Here is a 16,677-nt window from a genome sequence, read left to right as displayed (position 1 = left end):
CCTTCCCTCGCCCACATTTGTCCCGACGCATCTCGCCACGAGGTAGACCAGTACGGGCATCGACCTGGTTGTATGCGGAAACTATCACCTCATACGGGGCCGACCGCCCAGCGATATAGAGCGATTTGTCCCAAACGCTTGGAGCTGGATTCCAGGTGACGATCTCCGGCTCCCTGCGAGAATCCGGCCAGGCCGTCAACGTTGGCTCCACAGCGGGCGACCCCCAAGAGAACGAGACGGCAGGCGGCCGTTCGGGCATTGGATCGGGCACCGAATTGTCGAAAGGATCGCTTTGCTCTTGATGTTCCATCACCGAATCCACCGATTCCCCCGTGCCGTCACCGGCTGTCTGTCCACTGCAGCCACCAACCAAGAGGATGACCGCCAGCCCTAGAACGCGCAACGACATCCTACTAGTCATCCACACCTGCTTATCTCAATCGGCCGCTGGCCTCCAAGTGAAGTATCCGCGCTATTAGCGTAGGTCCGGCCAAGTTCGATAGACCGTCCATCGCCAGTGGTCCTGGTGTCCATGCCGACGTTGCAGAAGTCACTATTCACGCGGTGTCTCAACGTCTTCTGCCCTGAGTTAGTAGCGTCCTCCCTACCTGCAGTAATTCGATCCCACCCATACCAGCGGTTTTCCCAGATCCTCAACCGCATCCAAAGAGACTCGACTGGACGGACACAGTAAATCTGACCTTTCCCCGCGACGGTGCCGGGCTCAGAGCTTGAGCCGTGTGGGTTATCAAGGTTGATCTCGCAACCGGCGGGCGACACTTCTGCCGCAACCGCCTTCTTGCCAAACTCCCGTTTCTCCGGCGATTGACGGGCAGCTGACGTCCTCGGAACTTCGCTGGTCTTCTGCGCCGGACTATCTGCGTTCGGAGTCCTCGTCTGACCGGCGTTCGGAGTATTCGTCTGACCGATCGTTGGCTGTCCGGATCCAGGATGTTCGATCTCGCGGCGTTCGGTAGGCACCTCCACGCGAGGGCCGTCACCGTCGCCCTCTGGTGTGGATGTGGTTGGTTTCACCGTTTCGTCGGGTTCGTCCTCGGGTGTCGCCGGCGACAGTGTGGGTGGCGGCTCGTTGCTGCCTCCGCACTTGTACGGGACAGGCGGCTTCTTGCCGATCGATGCCCATGCGGCGTTGTACGCGGAAGTCTCGCGCGCGCACCGCTCAGAAGGAGTCTCTGCAGACGCGGACGGGGCGAGGACAACGACCAGTGCGATTGTGGATACGAGTGCGAGCAGCCCAGTGAGGACCTTCGTCATCATACTGTTCAGGTGTTTCATCGTCGCCCCGGCTCAGATGCGGCTGGTGGGGCCGTGGTCGTAGTACACGTACACGCCGGTGTCGGTGGTGACGCTGATCTTGGCGAACGGGCGCACTGCGATCGGACCGATCGCGTTCGACGTGTTGATCTCGATGCCCGACAAGACGATGTCCGCGACCGGCTTAGTCAGTGCGATCTCCGCGAGGGTCACGTTGGTGACCTTTCCTGCGCCGACTTCGAATTCCATGTCCGCGGACGGAATCACGGTCGCTTCGGCACCGGCTTCGGCACCGATCTCACCGATCTTGCCGCCGCCACCGGAGCCCGAAATCGTGACCTCGGGCGCGATCTTGGCATTCACCCCACCCGAGAGTTTGAGTTCGGGAGTGTGGGCGGTGACCTTGACCCCATTCGGTGCGATCGAGACCGGGTAGCCGACCTTGTAGCCGACCTCGACGGTGGCCCGGACGGTCTTGCCTTCGATGCCTTGAAGCGCCGCGTGCACGTTCGAGGCCAGGAACGCATCACCCGATAGCGGGGATGCATCCAGCGGCGCGACCTTGCGGACGTTCAACTTGCTGGCGGTCAGCGTGATGTCCACACCTTCACGCGTGTGATGGGTGCGGGCCTCTGCGGGCCCAGCAAACAAGGTTGATGCCATCGCGACAGCGGCGATGGCAAGTAGGAGCAGCGGTGTGGTGATACGTCGAATCACGACGAGTCCCCCGTTTCTCGTGATGTGCGTCTGTAACGCTTCCCCGCAAATCCGCGACATACGTCGTGGATCCGTCTATCCGGAGCTTTTGCTCCTGCGCGCCATTACACACCCACAGCAACACTCCCGCAAACCGGTAGTGTTACCGAAACGTGTCGTCGCAGGCCACCGCCAGAAAGTTGAGCGACCAGGCAGCGGCGTGACGTTTGCTGCCAGCTGCAGTCGCCCGGAGATGGCGAACGAGTCACCCGCCCATAGAGATTGGGCGGCAGCACCTGCTCGAGGACACCACTCGGAGTGCTTGGCGTGCAGCTTGGTTAGATCGTGTTCCAGTCGAGGCCCTCGCTGTCCATGAGAATCGGCGGCGCTCCAGCTACTGTGTTCGCATAACTTGGCGAACTCGCCGCCAATCGCATCTTGAGGCCTCACCTGGTGCTCGCACTTGTTGTCGCAGCGACGTCGAGCGGGCCAGCGACCGGAGAATCGAGGCACCCCGTTGAAGCGCGAGTTCCACGGATAGGAGGGACAAATGAATGAGGGCATCAGACGAATCGCGTACATATTCGTCCTGCTGCTGGCCGTCGTCTCTATCGCTAGCTGCAAGGCCCTGAGCCCCAACGACACTCCTGCACCGTCGTCGACTTCGACGCAGGGCGTGCTGGACCGTCACGCGATCGCCGTACGCGAGTGCCCTGTCTTGATTCGGCCACTCTATGAGCCATCCGATCGGGTCGATTTCATGAACTGGACGGACAGTGGCGAAGCCTTCGACAATAACTCTCCGAGTGTCACATACTGGGTCTACACCGTCGATGTCACCTCAAACTTGAGGAAAACCACGACGAGCCACTCGTGCACACTGTTCAAGGGCGGCGGAGGTAGGTTCTGGACCGAACTCATTGCACCTGGGGCGGAGCGCGGAAACCATGCACGTCCGACGCGATAGATCCACGGTCCGCGACCATGCACTTCTAATGGCGGGATGCTCAGAAACCTAGGAGGATTCACCAGTGAACAATAGTCCGGTTAGTGTACACGGCGAACAGCGCCTAGCTGAAGAGGTGTTCGTACGGGTATCCGCGCTGGGATACGGTACGTCCCAGAACGGAAGCGATCAGACGTGCCTCACGATCACAATTTCAAACAAGTCAGAGGACGTTTTCGAGGGCCGCACAATCAGCGCCTCATTACACGTCGGGCAGAGTGACCATCCCGACACCGGCTGCGCGTCAATCGCCACCCTGAACCCTGGTAGCAGGGAGCGCGTGAGGCTTCAATTCGATGCGGACTCCAAAACACTCACGGACGCGACCCTAAGAATCGGTGACGCCACTTGGACCGGCGACTTTACAGACCTGACAAGTAGCATTTTACCCCCTCAAGAATCGAAATGACCCTAGTAGTGCGGACGCGCCATATCGCGGGTCTGTTATATTACAATCTGGCTGTCCGTACTCTCCTGTGCGGCAGCAAGTGCGCCGGACAGTTAGTCCCCCCGACTGAATCCCTGGCGCGCGAAACAGAGAGTCATCCCCGCTCCCGGTTGGGGATGACTCTCGCCCCCTTTATATTCGGAGGTATGACGTATGCAGACACCCTCCCGACGACTCGCCATTCTGGGGCCCACACTGCTGGTCGCGGTCTGTTTTCTCCGATCCAGAAGGCACAAAACCAACGACAGGACCCGGGAGACAGTTCAATCGTTTCTCAACGCAGTCGCCGAATCCAAATACGATCGCATACCGCATCTCACCAACTCGGCTCAGATACTTCAAACGGTGAAGTCTGCCGAGAAATTCGACCAGCGATTACAAAAGTACGGCGCAGCCGAGATTGATGGATACACGGACGAGGAGCGGGACAAACACCGTTTCACTGCGTTGAACGTTCACGACATTGCGGTTGAACGCACAGCCGGTAAGCACCATGTTTCCGTGGGCGGAGTGAATGGGTCGCTCCGGAGAGTATTTGTCGTCGAGGAAATCGACGACCGCTACACAATTACGGAAATAGATACCCCGCTCGCCGTCGCGGGTCTGTAATGTCCGAACACAGGGCGGACTCGCTGTCAATCGCACCTTGGGCGCTCTTGGTATTCGCCATCATGTGGGACACGGCAGCGTGCGGGATGACCGAATAACATGGCGACCCGCCCGCACCTAGCGGTCAAGGTGGAAACATCACCGACTATACGCAAACGTCTCAGAATCGGCTCGGCTCACCATCGCCGCCGCGGCAGACGGGGAGGGACGTCTTGGCCGAATGCTCTGCAACGCTAAACGGCCGAAGGTCAGCAGCATTCGCGCCCAGTTGATCGCCCTCGGTGAATTACGGTCTGTCGATTTCGTTGAGGTATCCGAATCTACCGCTCACGCAACTGTCTCCACGGATGCAACTGGGCCTACGACTACCTCGAAGATGAGATTTACAAAGGTAAACGATCCTAACCGGCCGACGATCCATTGGCTGTACTGCTGACCCGCTCACTTGGCGCGACACTACTGGCTATCTTCGTCCTCGATGGGTGCGGCAGCGAGGAAGGCAAATGCACTCCCGAAAACGCCATCCGGGGAATCGTGGATGATATCCTCGGGTCGACAATTCAGATCAAATCCGAAGCATCAACGGCGCGCCGTGAGGAGGGGCGGAATTGATGATGGAAAAGCACAAGCATGATAGCCGCGACCTCCAACCTACAAGCGACCTCAGTGACATACAATGGACTAGTATTGCCCGACAGGTTGTTCGTATTCTACGCTCCATTGATCGACAAGACCTACAAATCCTTCGGGCAAACAACACGGACACAGAGTTGTACGTAGTATTTAAGAACTTCGCCGCAGGAGGAAATGCGGCGACCACACAGGGGCTGCGATACGACGTCAGGAAAGGAAACTACGACGGCGAGTACTCGGGAAGCCCGGAAGAATTTACTCTCCATCTAATCCACACAGAAATATTAGAGCCAGGCTACGAACACCCGGTCGGCCTGAGCGAAATCCGATGGAAGGTCGCCGGAGACCTTCCGCCTGGGCCGGCAACGATCGACCAGTACGACGAGGAGTTCGAGAGATGAATAAGCAATCACCGTGGCGGACCGCGGTGGCTTCTCTCTCCAGGAAGATCTGACCATGCGCGGGCCGCAGGCGTGTCCTCACAATTGTTGCCGACTCGAACGATACAGATTGCGGCCCTGGCAAATGGAGCATTCATTACAGGGCCAGTGTCACTGACATACCAATGTTCGCCGCAGTCGATAGAGTCGCGGTGGATCGTCTCGAAAAGGGCGACTCTGCGTCGACCAAGTTCAATGCCCGGGTAGACTAATTTCTGCGGACAGACGGGACATATGAAGGAGCGCATCAGAAGAATCGCGTACACATTCGTCCTGCTGCTGGCCGTCATCTCTACCGCTCGCTGCAAGGCCCTGAGCCCCAACGACAGTCCTGCACCGTCGTCGACTTCGACGCAGGGCGTGCTGGACCGTCACGCGATCGCCGTATGCGAGTGCACTGTCTTGATTCGGCCACTCTATGAGCCATCGGATCGGGTCGATTTCATGAACTGGACGGACAGTGGCGAAGTCGTCGACAAGAACTCTCCGAGCGCCACGTACTGGGTCTACACCGTCGATGTCGCCTCAAACTTGAGGAAAACCACGACGAGCCACTCGTGCACATTATTCAAGGGCGGCGATGGTAGTTTCTGGACCAAACTCACTGAGAGCTTCGAAGTCATCTCGCCATAGGAACGTAGGCGGTAGAGTCCCGGTTCTTGGAGGTCAACCGTGCAGCTGAATTCATCAACGAGCCAAGAAGGAAGACTCTCCGAAGATCACCTCAGGAAAGTCCTCCCAAGTAGTCTCGTCGATGGCCTGATCGTTTCTATCGACCCGGATCCCGACGCAGCAATCTATGCGAAGATTTGGACGAAAGGGCAGAAGACGTTCGACTCGTGGGTAAGAGTCAGTCTTCAGAATTCAAAGTCCACAGAATCACAGATGGAGGACGAAGCGAATGCCTATCGATCTCCGATTTTTTCTGTAACACCGGTTGAGCCTCAGTTTTGCGCCGAGGTCGGGGAGTATGCATTTATAGTCATGAAACACAACGATCCCGAAGTGTGGACGCTCCGCGCAGATTCCGCTGAAGTGCAATTCGGATCCCCTGCGGGACAGGCGCAGGACCCCGAACTGCTGGAATCAGCCCGCAAACTTCTGTCTGGATTAGCTTGAGATCGCATCCTGGAGCCTCCTCGCACTCGCACTGGTCGGCGGCGCGACGACGTCGAGCGGGGCAGCTACCGGCCCAACCGTCACTGTCGCCGACGTGATCGCGGACCTCGGAGACTTCACCGAGAAGGGCTTGCAAGTTGTCGCATGGCAAGGCCACACCTTCTTGTCGCAATATCTGCGCGAGAAACGGCCTGACCTCCTGACCGCTGAAGAATGGGAGCAGGCCGCAGACCACGAGCGTTATGGCACTCCCCTAGTGTCGCGTGTCGTTAATTAGTTTTCGGTTGAGCTTTCTTCAGTATCTCGTCGGTGGTTTTAGTCCACACGAAGGGGTGTTTGCGGTCGTTCCAGCCGTTGATGAAGGCTCGGATCTTGGCGTTGAGGTCCTTGACTGAAGTGAACACACCACGCCGGATCGCTTGGCGGTCGATGATGCCGAACCAGACCTCAACGAGGTTGAGCCACGACCCGGAGGTCGGGGTGAAGTGGACGTGTATGTTCGGGTGCTCGTCGAGCCAGGCTCGGACTTCGGCCTTCTTGTGGGTGGCGTAGTTATCCATCACCAGGTGTAATTCCTGGTCGCCGTAGATGCGGTCAATCTGCCTCAGAAACGACAAGAACTCCTGGTGGCGATGCCGCGGTGTGACCGCCGCAGTCACCTGCCCGGTCGCGACCTCCAAGGCTGCGAACAGTGTCGTGGTGCCGTGCCGCTTGTAGTCATGGGTGCGGCGTTCGATCTGCCCGGGCTGCATCGGGAGCATCGGCGCGGTCCGATCCAACGCCTGGATCTGGGACTTCTCGTCCACGCACAACACGATCGCGTTTTCTGGCGGCTCCAGATACAGGCCGACGACATCGGTGACCTTGGCAACGAGCTGCGGGTCGGTGGAGAACTTGAACGTTCCAGAACGCCACGGCTGCACGCCGTACTCGCGCCACGCCCGCGCGACCGTGGCGTTCCCGACTCCGAGGTGCCCAGCCAACAACCGCGAGGACCAGTGAGTTACTCCGTACTTCTTCGGCGGCGCCATCAACGTCGCCGAGACGACCTCGGCGTGATCGAGATACCGTGGTCGACCAGGACGTTCGGCATCAAGGAGCCCGTCGAGGCCGTCATGAAGATACCGCTCACGCCACTTGAGCACGGTCGGTACCGACGTCCCGACGACCTCACTGATCCGTATGTTGGCCATCCCGTCGGCAGCAAGGCAAACGATCCGCGCCCGGCGCGCCAGCCCCGCCGACGTCGACCTCACGAGTCGATCAAGTTCGTCCGCATCACCATCGCGCAGTTCCAAAGCAGGGGCCGGAGAATTCGCCATAGCTAATTATCTCAACCCAGCAACCATAAACTAATTAACGACACGCGACACTAGTCGAACACTGGCCAGCTGACGGACGGGATGAGCCGGGCGAGGTGCCACAAGAATGACGACATTCCTCCGGGGCGGAGCCTCAACCATCCCAGTCGCCATCGTGATCGTGGTGCTCGCAGTGGGAGCTCTCGCGCACTTGCTCGCGAGCGTGACCACACTCGTCCTCATCGGTGTTGTCATCGGCGTCACGAGGGCACGTCCGCTTGCCTCCATGGAGCGGTGGGCCTGGGCGGCAGTCCTGTTCGTCGCCCTGGTATTACTCGTTTGGGCGCGGCGAGGAGCCCACCCCGGTTTCGAGACCGCTGCCGTAATGATTGCGCTGCTCGCCATCTGCGGCGTGTTCTACCGTTGGTTCCGGATCGGAAGCAGCGAGCGACAGCCCCAGAAGTGAGCAGAATCAAGTGGCCGTCAAAAGGGCAAAGCTGTTGAACCTATAGTTTGACGGCAATGCAGGTTCACCGACCGAATGGCAGTCACGGCACGTAGAGCATCAACGTGACGGTCGACATGCTGCGAGCTGTGGTATGACCTGCCTGCCTTACCAACTCGACAAGAAGCACTATGCGCGTCCTGACGTTCGCGATCACATCAGCCGCCAGCACTAGTCGGATTCAAGTTCGTTCGCCATTTACTACCCGCCCGAGGCGGGCGACGATAGCTGACCGCAGACTACTTCCAGTTGATGGCAATACCGTCGCCGTCGCTGTAAGTCTTCCGGCCGCGTCCGATGCTCGACATCGTGGTCGACGAAACGAGCACCCGGATCGGTCGATCATCGACAGATCGGCCCAACGTTCGCGAGCTCCTGCACCACGTACTGATTCGACGAACGAAGTACACCGTGTGCGCACCGCCGCTTTGGCCGCTTCGATCCGACCGCCGCGGTCGACTCGGCGACCACGTCGGTGCGGTCGAAATACCCTTAGTGTTCACGATTCCCCCGAATCCCCCACCGCGCGACGCCGAACGTGATTATCTCGACGCCATCGCCTCGCAGCGATGCACTGGTTGTACACCGAACCTCGGGGGAGGGTTTGCGAAATGACCGTTGTGACTGGATCTGTTCGGATCTCGGTGGTCGGGGGACGCACACAAATCGACGTGGCCGCGCCTGCGGATGTTCCACTGGCAGCACTGATCCCGGACATACGCGCTCTCTTGCACGTCGAGGGCGGTACCGGACAGTGCTGGACGCTGGCTCAGATCGGTGGTCCGCCCCTCCCGATCACCGGGACGCTGCAGGACGCCGACGTGCACGACGGCGACCTCCTCGTCCTGACCGACGACTCCCCGGACGCACCCGGCGCGATGGTCGACGACGTCGCCGCAGGCGTCGCGGCGTTGACGCGGGAGTCCCGGAGCGAGTGGACAGCCGACTCGGCACGCTGGGCCGCGTACGCATGCGTCCTGCTGGCGACCGTGGTGTCTGCGGCGTCGTCGGTCGTCGCGGCGACCTCGGGCGATGTGCTCGCTCCCCTGCTGTTCACCGGCGTCGCGGCCGTCGTCTGCATCGGTGCAGCGTTGACAGCTTGCAGGTTGAGCGTGGACCCACGACTGTGCGCGACGTTGTCGATCGCGGCGTGCGTGTTCGGGGCCGCGGCCGGAGTGTCGGCGGGCGGCGACAGCGCGCCCGCCTCGATCGCGGTCGCCGGAGTCGCCGCGGCCACGCTCGCCGTGATCGGACACCGCGGGACCGGCACCGCGCCCGCCGTCCACACCGCGATCGCGACGACCGGCGTCGGAGCCGCGATCACCGGCGGCCTCGCGTCGATGTGGTCGGCTCCGACCCTGTCGATCGCGGCGACGTCCACCGCGATCGGCGTCCTCGCACTACCGCTGGCCGGACGACTCGCGATCGCCCTGGCCCGTCTCCCGCTGCCTCCGGTCCCGGTCGCGGCGCCGCCGACCGCAGATCCGACGGCGCACCGGTCCGTCGTCGACGGTGTCGACGCCCTCGGCCCGGTTCCGGTCGATCCTCTCGGATCTCTCGCCGACCTCGCGCTCGGCGACCTCGCGACACTGTCCAGGACGACGGCGGCGGCAGCGTCGTACCTGACCGGGCTGCTCGCAGGCGTCGGTGTGTGGATCGTCGCCGCTGCGACGGTGACAGCTGCCGTCGGCGCACGGGACACGATGGTGCTCGTGTATTGCGCGGTCGCAGCGGCCGCGCTCCTGGTCCGCGGACGGGTGCACACCGATCGTGTGCAGTCGACCGTCCTGATCCTGGGCGGAGCGTGCACGGTCGCCGGGGTCGCGGCCGCTGCTGTATGGGCGTCGGTCGGCCCGTCGACGGCGGTCGTCGTCATGTGCACGACGGCCGCGCTCGGTGCGGCGGCATTGTTGGTCGGAACCGTCGCCGCCGGGCGCGACTTCTCGCCGTTGCAGGTACGTGCCGCCGAGATCGTGCAGGTCGGCGTGCTCGTCGCCCTGATTCCGCTGCTGTTGTGGGTGCTCGACGCCTATCGGCTCGTCCGCGAGCTGTGACGTGCGGATCGCTGCTGCGGCGGTCGCCGCACTCCTGTTGCTGGCGTGCTGTCCGCCGATCGCCTTGGCGGTCCCGAGGCCGTCGGCCACTCCCCTGGGCCCGATGACGCCCACCGAACAGCATGCGCGCTGCGCACGACCAGTCGCGGCGTCGACGACGGACGTCCCGCCGGGTCATGACCTGCTCGACGTCGCGGCCGCCCACCAGTTCAGTCGCGGTGACGGCGTCACCGTCGCGGTCATCGACACCGGAGTCACGCCGCATCGCCGACTGCCCGGCCTCGTGCCGGGCGGCGACTACGTGTCCGACGGCGACGGCTTGTCCGACTGCGACGCCCACGGCACGCTCGTCGCGGGCATCATCGCGGCACGGAGCGCTCCCGGCGACGGTTTCGTCGGCGTCGCACCCGCCGCGCGGATCATCTCCATCCGGCAGTCGAGCGGCGCGTTCCGTGCGAAGAACTCACGCGGCGACGATGCGACAGTCGGCGTCGGCTACGGGCCGCTCGCGACGCTCGCCAAAGCCGTGGTTCGCGCCGTCGACCTGGGCGCGGACGTCGTCAACATCTCCGAGACCGCATGCCTGCCTGCCGCGAGCGAACTCGGCGACGACGCAGTCGGCCGAGCCGTGCAATACGCGTTGACCAAGGACATCGTGGTCGTCGTCGCGGCCGGCAACCTCTCCGACGCGACGACTTGTCGGGAGCAGAATCCCGATCCGGTCACCGCGTTGGCGACGGTCGCGACACCTGCGCGGTTCGCTCCCCTCGTGATCACCGTCGGCGCCGCCCAAGCCTCCGACGGGACGGCAGCGGCGTTCAGTCTGCGCGGGCCGTGGGTGTCAGTCGGCGCACCTGGGACCGACGTCGTGAGCATCGCCCAGACTGCCAACGGCCCGCGTCCGGTGTACGCGTTGGCCGGAGCCGACGGCGCGGTGCCGCTGGCCGGAACCAGTTACGCCGCACCGTATGTCGCAGGCGTCGCCGCCCTGGTCCGGTCCCGGTTCCCCGAGATGTCGGCGGCGCAGGTGATCGAACGGATCGTCGCGACCGCCCACGGGGGTGGCCACGACGGCGCACTCGGCGCCGGCGTCGTCGATCCTGTCGCCGCCCTCACCGCGCATCTGCCGACTCGGCCCGACCCCGTTGTCGGGCATGCGATCGCGGCACCCGCACCACCGGATCAAGGTGCGGGAGGCGCCGGAAGGATCCTGATCGCGGTCGCGCTAGCCGCTCTCGCTCTCGCCGTCAGTTGGCGCTTCGCGCGGGCCGCAGCTCCCGCGGCAGGGCGAACGTCAACGTCTCCTCGGCGGTCGTGATCGTCTCGACGTCTTCGAAACCGTGCTCGGCGACGAGATCGATGACGCCGCGCACCAGGATCTCGGGGACTGAGGCGCCCGAGGTGACGCCGATCGTGCTGATGCCGTCGAGCCACGCGAGGTCGATGTCGCGGGCGTAGTCGACGAGGTACGACGCCGACGCGCCGTTCTGCAGTGCCACTTCGACGAGGCGCTGCGAGTTCGAGGAGTTCTGCGAACCGACCACGATCACCAGATCGCATTTCGGCGCCATCGCCTTGACCGCGACCTGACGGTTCTGGGTGGCGTAGCAGATGTCGTCCGACGGCGGATCGTTCAAGTTCGGGAACTTCTCGCGCAGCCGCTTGACGGTCTGCATCGTCTCGTCCACCGAGAGCGTGGTCTGCGAAAGCCACACGACACGCTCGGGGTCACGGACCTCAACGTTGTCGACGGCGTCCGGGCCGTCGACCAACTGGATGTGTTCGGGAGCCTCGCCCGCGGTGCCTTCGACTTCTTCGTGGCCTTCGTGGCCGACGAGGACGATGTCGTAGTCGTCGCGCGCGAAACGCTTGGCCTCCTGGTGCACCTTGGTGACCAGCGGGCACGTCGCGTCGATGGTCTGCAGACTCCGCTCCGCAGCAGTGCGATGCACTTCCGGGGACACGCCGTGCGCAGAGAAGACGACGATCGCGCCTTCGGGCACCTCGTCGGTCTCATTGACGAAGATCGCTCCGCGATCGGTCAGGGTGTCGACGACATGTCGGTTGTGGACGATCTCTTTACGGACGTAGACGGGCGCGCCGTGCTTGTCGAGTGCTCGTTCCACAGCCTCGACGGCGCGATCGACTCCCGCGCAGTAGCCGCGCGGGGAGGCAAGGAGGACACGCTTCGATTCAGCCATAACACCAATCGTACGGCTGTGAGAAGCTAAGTACATGAATCGTCCTCCGTACCCCGCCCGTGTGGTCGCCGGTCTGCTGGCCACGACCGTCGAGGAGACCCGGAAACTGCCGACGCGAGTCATCACGCTGCCCATGTCAGCGGTCAGCAACGCGTTGCAGGCAGGCATGCGTCTCCAGCAGAACATCGCTGAACTGGCCATCAAGGGCGACGACGTGCTCGCGCCGATCTTCGACAAGGCCGAAGAAGAGCCCGCGTGGGCGACATTCGACGAGGACGACGATCCCACCCCGGTGAAGGCTGTAGCGGCGGCGACCACCGAGGCCGTCGAACCCGCAACTGTCACGAAAGACACATCAGTCGTGAAGGCCACCCCGGCCGCCAAGTCCGCTTCTGCCGCGAAATCTGCCGGCAAGGCAGAGTCCGCGAAAGCTGAGACACCGACTGCCGAGGGCCGCTTCGCGCTGTACAGCTCGTCGACCGCGGACGTCGCTCCCGGCCCGACCGGTACGCCCGCCACGTCGACCGGACCGGTCCCGCAGATCGTCGCCGACCTCGGCTACGACGCGCTGACGCTCGCTCAGCTGCGCGCCAAGGTCCGCACGCTCGCGCTCGCCGACCTGAAGGTCCTCTCCGAGTACGAACGGAACAACCGGAACCGGTCGCCGTTCGTGACGATGATCGACAACCGCGTCGTCAGTGAGCAGAAGAAGGCCGACTCCGGCCAGTGACGTCCGGGTCAGCGGGTCAGACACCGGCGAGTTCGGCGGATGCGCCGTGGCCGGTGCGCACGCTCAGCTTCAAGATCGGCGAGTGGATCCACCGGCTCGGGCAGGTGTGGGTGGAGGGCCAGCTCACCCAGATCAATGCCCGACCGGGCACTCGGACGGCGTTCCTCACCCTGCGTGACCCGGCCGCCGACATGTCGATCTCGGTGACCTGCGACCCGAACCTGTTGCGGCGCAGCCCCGTCCCGTTGACGGACGGCACGCGCGTCGTCGTCTGCGGACGGCCGAACTTCTATTCCGGACGCGGCACCCTGTCGTTGCGGATCACCGAGATCCGTCCGGTCGGCATCGGCGAACTGCTGGCGCGGATTGAACGACTTCGCGGACTGTTGGCCGCCGAAGGCCTGTTCGACGCCCGACGCCAACGGCCACTCCCCTTTCTCCCGCACACCGTCGGACTGATCAGCGGACGCGCGAGCGCCGCCCAACGCGACGTCGTCGCCGTCGCCGAACAGCGGTGGACAGCAGTGCGTTTCGAGATCCGGGATACACCGGTGCAAGGACCGACGGCGGTGCCAGCCATCATCACCGCACTCGAAGCGTTGGACGCCGACCCGCGCGTCCAGGTCATCATCATCGCGCGCGGCGGTGGCAGCGTCGAAGACCTGCTGCCGTTCTCGGACGAGACGCTGCTGCGCGCGGTGTCGGCGTGCTCGACGCCGGTGGTCAGCGCGATCGGTCACGAACCCGACAGTCCACTGCTCGACCTGGTCGCCGACCTGCGGGCCGCGACCCCGACCGACGCCGCCAAACGCGTCGTCCCGGACGTGACCGCCGAACTCGCGGCGATCGCGTCACTCCGCGAACGCAGCGCGCACGCCCTGCGCAACTGGGTCCACCGCGAGCAGCGCGTCCTCGACGGTCTACTCGCCCGCCCCGTGCTCGCACGACCGCTATCGATGATCGACAGCCGGCAGGAGCGGGTCGACGCCGCCCTCGTCGACATCCGCCGCAGCGTCCGACATCTGGTGACCGTCGAAGAGCACCGCAACTCGCAACTCACCTCGCGACTCGCGACCCTCGGACCCGCGCAGACATTGGCGCGCGGCTACGCCGTCGTGCAGCGCACCGACATCGACCAACCGCACGCGGTCGCGAGCGTCGACGAACTGCCCGCCGATGCGCCAGTGCGCATCCGGGTGGCCGACGGCTCCGTGTACGCGACCATCCGTGAAGGAGACCACCCATGACCGAACCCGCCCCCGTCGACGAACTCGCCTACGAAGACGCTCGCAACGAACTGTCCGAGGTCGTGACCGCGCTGGAACGCGGCGGCCTCGGCCTCGACGAGTCCCTCGCCCTCTGGGAACGCGGCGAAGCCCTCGCCGCCCGCTGCACCGCCCACCTCGAAGGCGCGCGGACACGCATCGAAGCCGCGCTCAACCCGGATGACGACGAAGAGTAAAGCGCAGCGAGGACTCGCGATTTCTAGAGTCCTCGCAACACTGTTGGCCAGCCATTATTGTCACGCCGGTCCGCAGGCACGCCGTGCGTCCCACTGAAATAAACAGACAAATCAGTTATTCGTCACCGAGAGCTCCGCGACGAACCGGGCTCCGTCTAACGGCGGGACCGCCACGGTTCTCTCACCGTCGTGAGTATCCACGGCTCCGTCACGAGCCGAACTCGGCCGTTCCGCTCAATAGCACGGCCGTCTCGCCGACGACGGTGTCGAAGTAGACCACGCCGTCGACGTCGTCGCTGCGCACGATCAGCGTGTCGCCCGGGAGAACCGGTGCGGCGAGCCGGGCATTCAACGAACGAAGCTCCGCCGGATGAGCGCCCGTCTGCTCGGCGGCCACACGCGCCGCGATGCCCACCGTGCACAACCCGTGCAAAATTGGACGGTCGAAACTGTTGGCCCGCGCGACATCCGGGTCGATATGGATCGGGTGACGGTCGCCGGTCAGCCGATACAGGGCCGCAAGATCAGTGTCGGTAACGAACTCGGACGTCCGAGTCGGTTCTGGCCAGTCGCCGCCGGAGCTCGACGGTCCGCGATCGCCGCCCCATCCTCCTGTCCCGGGGAGGAAGATGCTGTACGTCGCCGAGAACCACTCGGATTCGACGACTACTTCGACCATCGACGCCTTCCCCTTGTCGTAAACGGCGCCGATCCGTCCAGTCATGGGCAGTTTCCCGGACGCTGGCAGCGGCCGGTGGACGGTCAGAGCCTGGGATGCGTGCAGCGATCGGGTCGGATCGTAGGCGCCGAGTCGGCCCGCGGCCTCGACCGCCCACAGTCCGATCGCGCAGGCATACGTCGGCAGAACACGGAGGTCCCGTTCGTAGACGAGATCGAGTTCAGTCGGCTTCGCACCCACCGCGAGCGCGTACAGAATGCAGTCCCGGTCGTCGTAGGAGGCCGTGTGGGTCCCGAGGTCGGTCCCGGACAGTTCGGCCAGGGCCGGGCTCATCGGTAAGCTCCCAGCCCGGTGATCGCCTGGCCCATCGCCAGGGTATGCACCTCGTTCGTTCCTTCGTACGTATAGACCGACTCGAGGTTGTTCATGTGCCGGATCACCGGGTAGTCGAGGGTAATTCCGTTGGCGCCTAGACTATTCCTCGCCTCCCGGGCCACTTCGATCGCCTGTCGGACGTTGTCCATCTTGCCGAAGCTGACCTGCGCCGGGGACAGTTGTCCGGCGTCTTTGAGTCGTCCCAGGTGCATGGCTACGAGGGTCGAGCGGTTAACCGAGATCATCATCTCGACGAGTTTGCGCTGGACCAGTTGGAAGCCCGCGATCGGTTTTCCGAACTGCACGCGGGACGTGCTGTAGTCGAGCGCGGCCTCGTAACAGGACCGCCCGGCGCCGACCACGCCGAAGAGGATTCCGAAGCGTGCTTCGTTCAGACACGACAACGGCCCCCGTAGGCCCGTGACCCCCGGAAGGACTGCGGCCCCGGGGAGACGAACATCGTCGAACGACAGCGCCGACGTAACCGATGCACGGAGAGACATCTTCCGGTCGACGTCGCGGGTGGAGAATCCCGGGGTGTCAGTGGGAACGACAAAGCCTCGGATCCCGCCATCGGTCTGCGCCCACACGACCGCGACGTCGGCGATGCCGCCATTCGTGATCCACATCTTCGATCCGTTGAGGATCCAGTCGCCACCGTCGCGGCGCGCGACGGTCCGCATGTTGCTGGGGTCCGATCCGGAGTCAGGCTCGGTGAGACCGAAGCAGCCGATCGCCTCGCCGGCCGCCATTGCAGGCAGCCACTCCTGTCTCTGTTCCTCGGAGCCGAATGCGTGGATTGGAAACATCGCCAGCGAGCCCTGCACGGACACGAAGCTGCGGAATCCAGAGTCGCCCGCTTCGAGTTCGAGGCACGCCAGGCCATATGCGGTGGCGCTGGTACCCGCACAGCCGTATCCGTCCAGGTGCATTCCGAGCAGTCCGAGCGCACCCATCTCGGTGGCGAGTTCGCGGGGAAATACGCCGCGGTCGAACCAGTCAGTGATGCCGACCAGCACACGGTCATCGACGAACTTGCGGACCGTGTCGGCAATGGCACGCTCCTCATCATCGAGAAGACTCCTGGAGTCTAGGAAGTCGTAAGGGTTGGTGGACCGACGAGGGTCCAGGGGCTCACCCATGG

At 63.5% G+C, this 16,677-nt stretch carries 16 protein-coding genes; 11 read left to right on the top strand and 5 right to left on the bottom strand.

Features of this window, described 5'->3' with window-relative positions; translation table 11 throughout:
• Positions 1-1,308: 1,308 nt before the first annotated feature.
• A complete protein-coding gene (locus tag L5G32_RS09025) occupies positions 1,309-1,992 on the bottom strand; it encodes an MspA family porin (RefSeq protein WP_237010708.1) in 684 nt (227 codons plus the stop codon).
• A gap of 1,586 nt (positions 1,993-3,578) precedes the next feature.
• Here L5G32_RS09025 and L5G32_RS09020 point away from each other — a divergent pair.
• The 5 genes from L5G32_RS09020 (at position 3,579) to L5G32_RS09000 (ending at position 6,503) form a co-directional block, all read left to right on the top strand.
• Positions 3,579-4,034, top strand: coding sequence for a hypothetical protein (locus tag L5G32_RS09020; RefSeq protein WP_237010707.1), 456 nt, complete (start codon positions 3,579-3,581; stop codon positions 4,032-4,034).
• A gap of 611 nt (positions 4,035-4,645) precedes the next feature.
• Positions 4,646-5,068, top strand: coding sequence for a hypothetical protein (locus L5G32_RS09015; protein ID WP_237010706.1), 423 nt, complete (start codon positions 4,646-4,648; stop codon positions 5,066-5,068).
• 273 nt (positions 5,069-5,341) lie between these two features.
• Positions 5,342-5,740, top strand: coding sequence for a hypothetical protein (locus L5G32_RS09010; protein WP_237010705.1), 399 nt, complete (start codon positions 5,342-5,344; stop codon positions 5,738-5,740).
• 39 nt (positions 5,741-5,779) lie between these two features.
• The gene (locus L5G32_RS09005) at positions 5,780-6,226 is read left to right on the top strand and encodes a hypothetical protein (protein WP_237010704.1); all 447 of its coding nucleotides are present in this window, start codon (positions 5,780-5,782) and stop codon (positions 6,224-6,226) included.
• 94 nt (positions 6,227-6,320) lie between these two features.
• Positions 6,321-6,503 (top strand): hypothetical protein, encoded by a 183-nt coding sequence (locus L5G32_RS09000; protein ID WP_237010703.1) that lies wholly within the window; start codon positions 6,321-6,323, stop codon positions 6,501-6,503.
• On the opposite strand, the gene L5G32_RS08995 is transcribed toward L5G32_RS09000, so the two are convergent.
• Entirely contained in the window at positions 6,496-7,548 is a 1,053-nt protein-coding gene (locus tag L5G32_RS08995) for an IS630 family transposase (RefSeq protein ID WP_237010702.1), read from the bottom strand. The genes L5G32_RS09000 and L5G32_RS08995 overlap by 8 nt on opposite strands.
• Positions 7,549-7,654: 106 nt before the next feature.
• Between L5G32_RS08995 and L5G32_RS08990 the strand changes: the two genes are divergently transcribed.
• The 3 genes from L5G32_RS08990 (at position 7,655) to mycP (ending at position 11,404) form a co-directional block, all read left to right on the top strand.
• Positions 7,655-7,993, top strand: a complete 339-nt coding sequence (locus L5G32_RS08990) for a hypothetical protein (protein WP_237010701.1) — start codon at positions 7,655-7,657, stop codon at positions 7,991-7,993.
• 650 nt (positions 7,994-8,643) lie between these two features.
• The gene (gene eccD / locus L5G32_RS08985) at positions 8,644-10,086 is read left to right on the top strand and encodes a type VII secretion integral membrane protein EccD (protein ID WP_237010700.1); all 1,443 of its coding nucleotides are present in this window, start codon (positions 8,644-8,646) and stop codon (positions 10,084-10,086) included.
• A gap of 1 nt (position 10,087) precedes the next feature.
• A complete protein-coding gene (gene mycP / locus L5G32_RS08980) occupies positions 10,088-11,404 on the top strand; it encodes a type VII secretion-associated serine protease mycosin (protein ID WP_237010699.1) in 1,317 nt (438 codons plus the stop codon).
• On the opposite strand, the gene L5G32_RS08975 is transcribed toward mycP, so the two are convergent.
• Positions 11,334-12,323, bottom strand: a complete 990-nt coding sequence (locus L5G32_RS08975) for a 4-hydroxy-3-methylbut-2-enyl diphosphate reductase (protein ID WP_372491665.1) — start codon at positions 12,321-12,323, stop codon at positions 11,334-11,336. The two genes, mycP and L5G32_RS08975, sit on opposite strands and share 71 nt — an antisense overlap.
• On the opposite strand from L5G32_RS08975, the gene L5G32_RS08970 reads away from it, so the two are divergent.
• From L5G32_RS08970 to L5G32_RS08960, 3 genes are read left to right on the top strand one after another with little or no spacing between them, the layout of a single operon-like run.
• Positions 12,322-13,017 carry a lipid droplet-associated protein gene (locus L5G32_RS08970; protein WP_237010697.1) on the top strand — a complete coding sequence of 232 codons (696 nt, stop codon included), beginning with the start codon at positions 12,322-12,324 and terminating at the stop codon, positions 13,015-13,017. The two genes, L5G32_RS08975 and L5G32_RS08970, sit on opposite strands and share 2 nt — an antisense overlap.
• Complete coding sequence (xseA, locus tag L5G32_RS08965; RefSeq protein ID WP_237010696.1) at positions 13,014-14,264, top strand: exodeoxyribonuclease VII large subunit; 1,251 nt, start codon at positions 13,014-13,016, stop codon at positions 14,262-14,264. Before L5G32_RS08970 ends, xseA begins: the two co-directional genes overlap by 4 nt.
• Positions 14,261-14,479: an exodeoxyribonuclease VII small subunit gene (locus L5G32_RS08960; protein ID WP_237010695.1), complete on the top strand. Its 219-nt coding sequence runs from the start codon at positions 14,261-14,263 to the stop codon at positions 14,477-14,479. Before xseA ends, L5G32_RS08960 begins: the two co-directional genes overlap by 4 nt.
• A 208-nt stretch (positions 14,480-14,687) precedes the next feature.
• Here L5G32_RS08960 and L5G32_RS08955 read toward each other — a convergent pair whose 3' ends face one another.
• A complete protein-coding gene (locus tag L5G32_RS08955; protein ID WP_237010694.1) occupies positions 14,688-15,491 on the bottom strand; it encodes a MaoC/PaaZ C-terminal domain-containing protein in 804 nt (267 codons plus the stop codon).
• Entirely contained in the window at positions 15,488-16,675 is a 1,188-nt protein-coding gene (locus L5G32_RS08950) for an acyl-CoA dehydrogenase family protein (protein WP_237010693.1), read from the bottom strand. Before L5G32_RS08950 ends, L5G32_RS08955 begins: the two co-directional genes overlap by 4 nt.
• Between the last annotated feature and the right edge of the window lie 2 nt (positions 16,676-16,677).

This window comes from Gordonia zhenghanii (assembly GCF_021738965.1).
GTDB classification, from domain to species: Bacteria; Actinomycetota; Actinomycetes; order Mycobacteriales; family Mycobacteriaceae; genus Gordonia; species Gordonia zhenghanii.
This window is presented reverse-complemented; position numbering and strand designations above follow the sequence as displayed.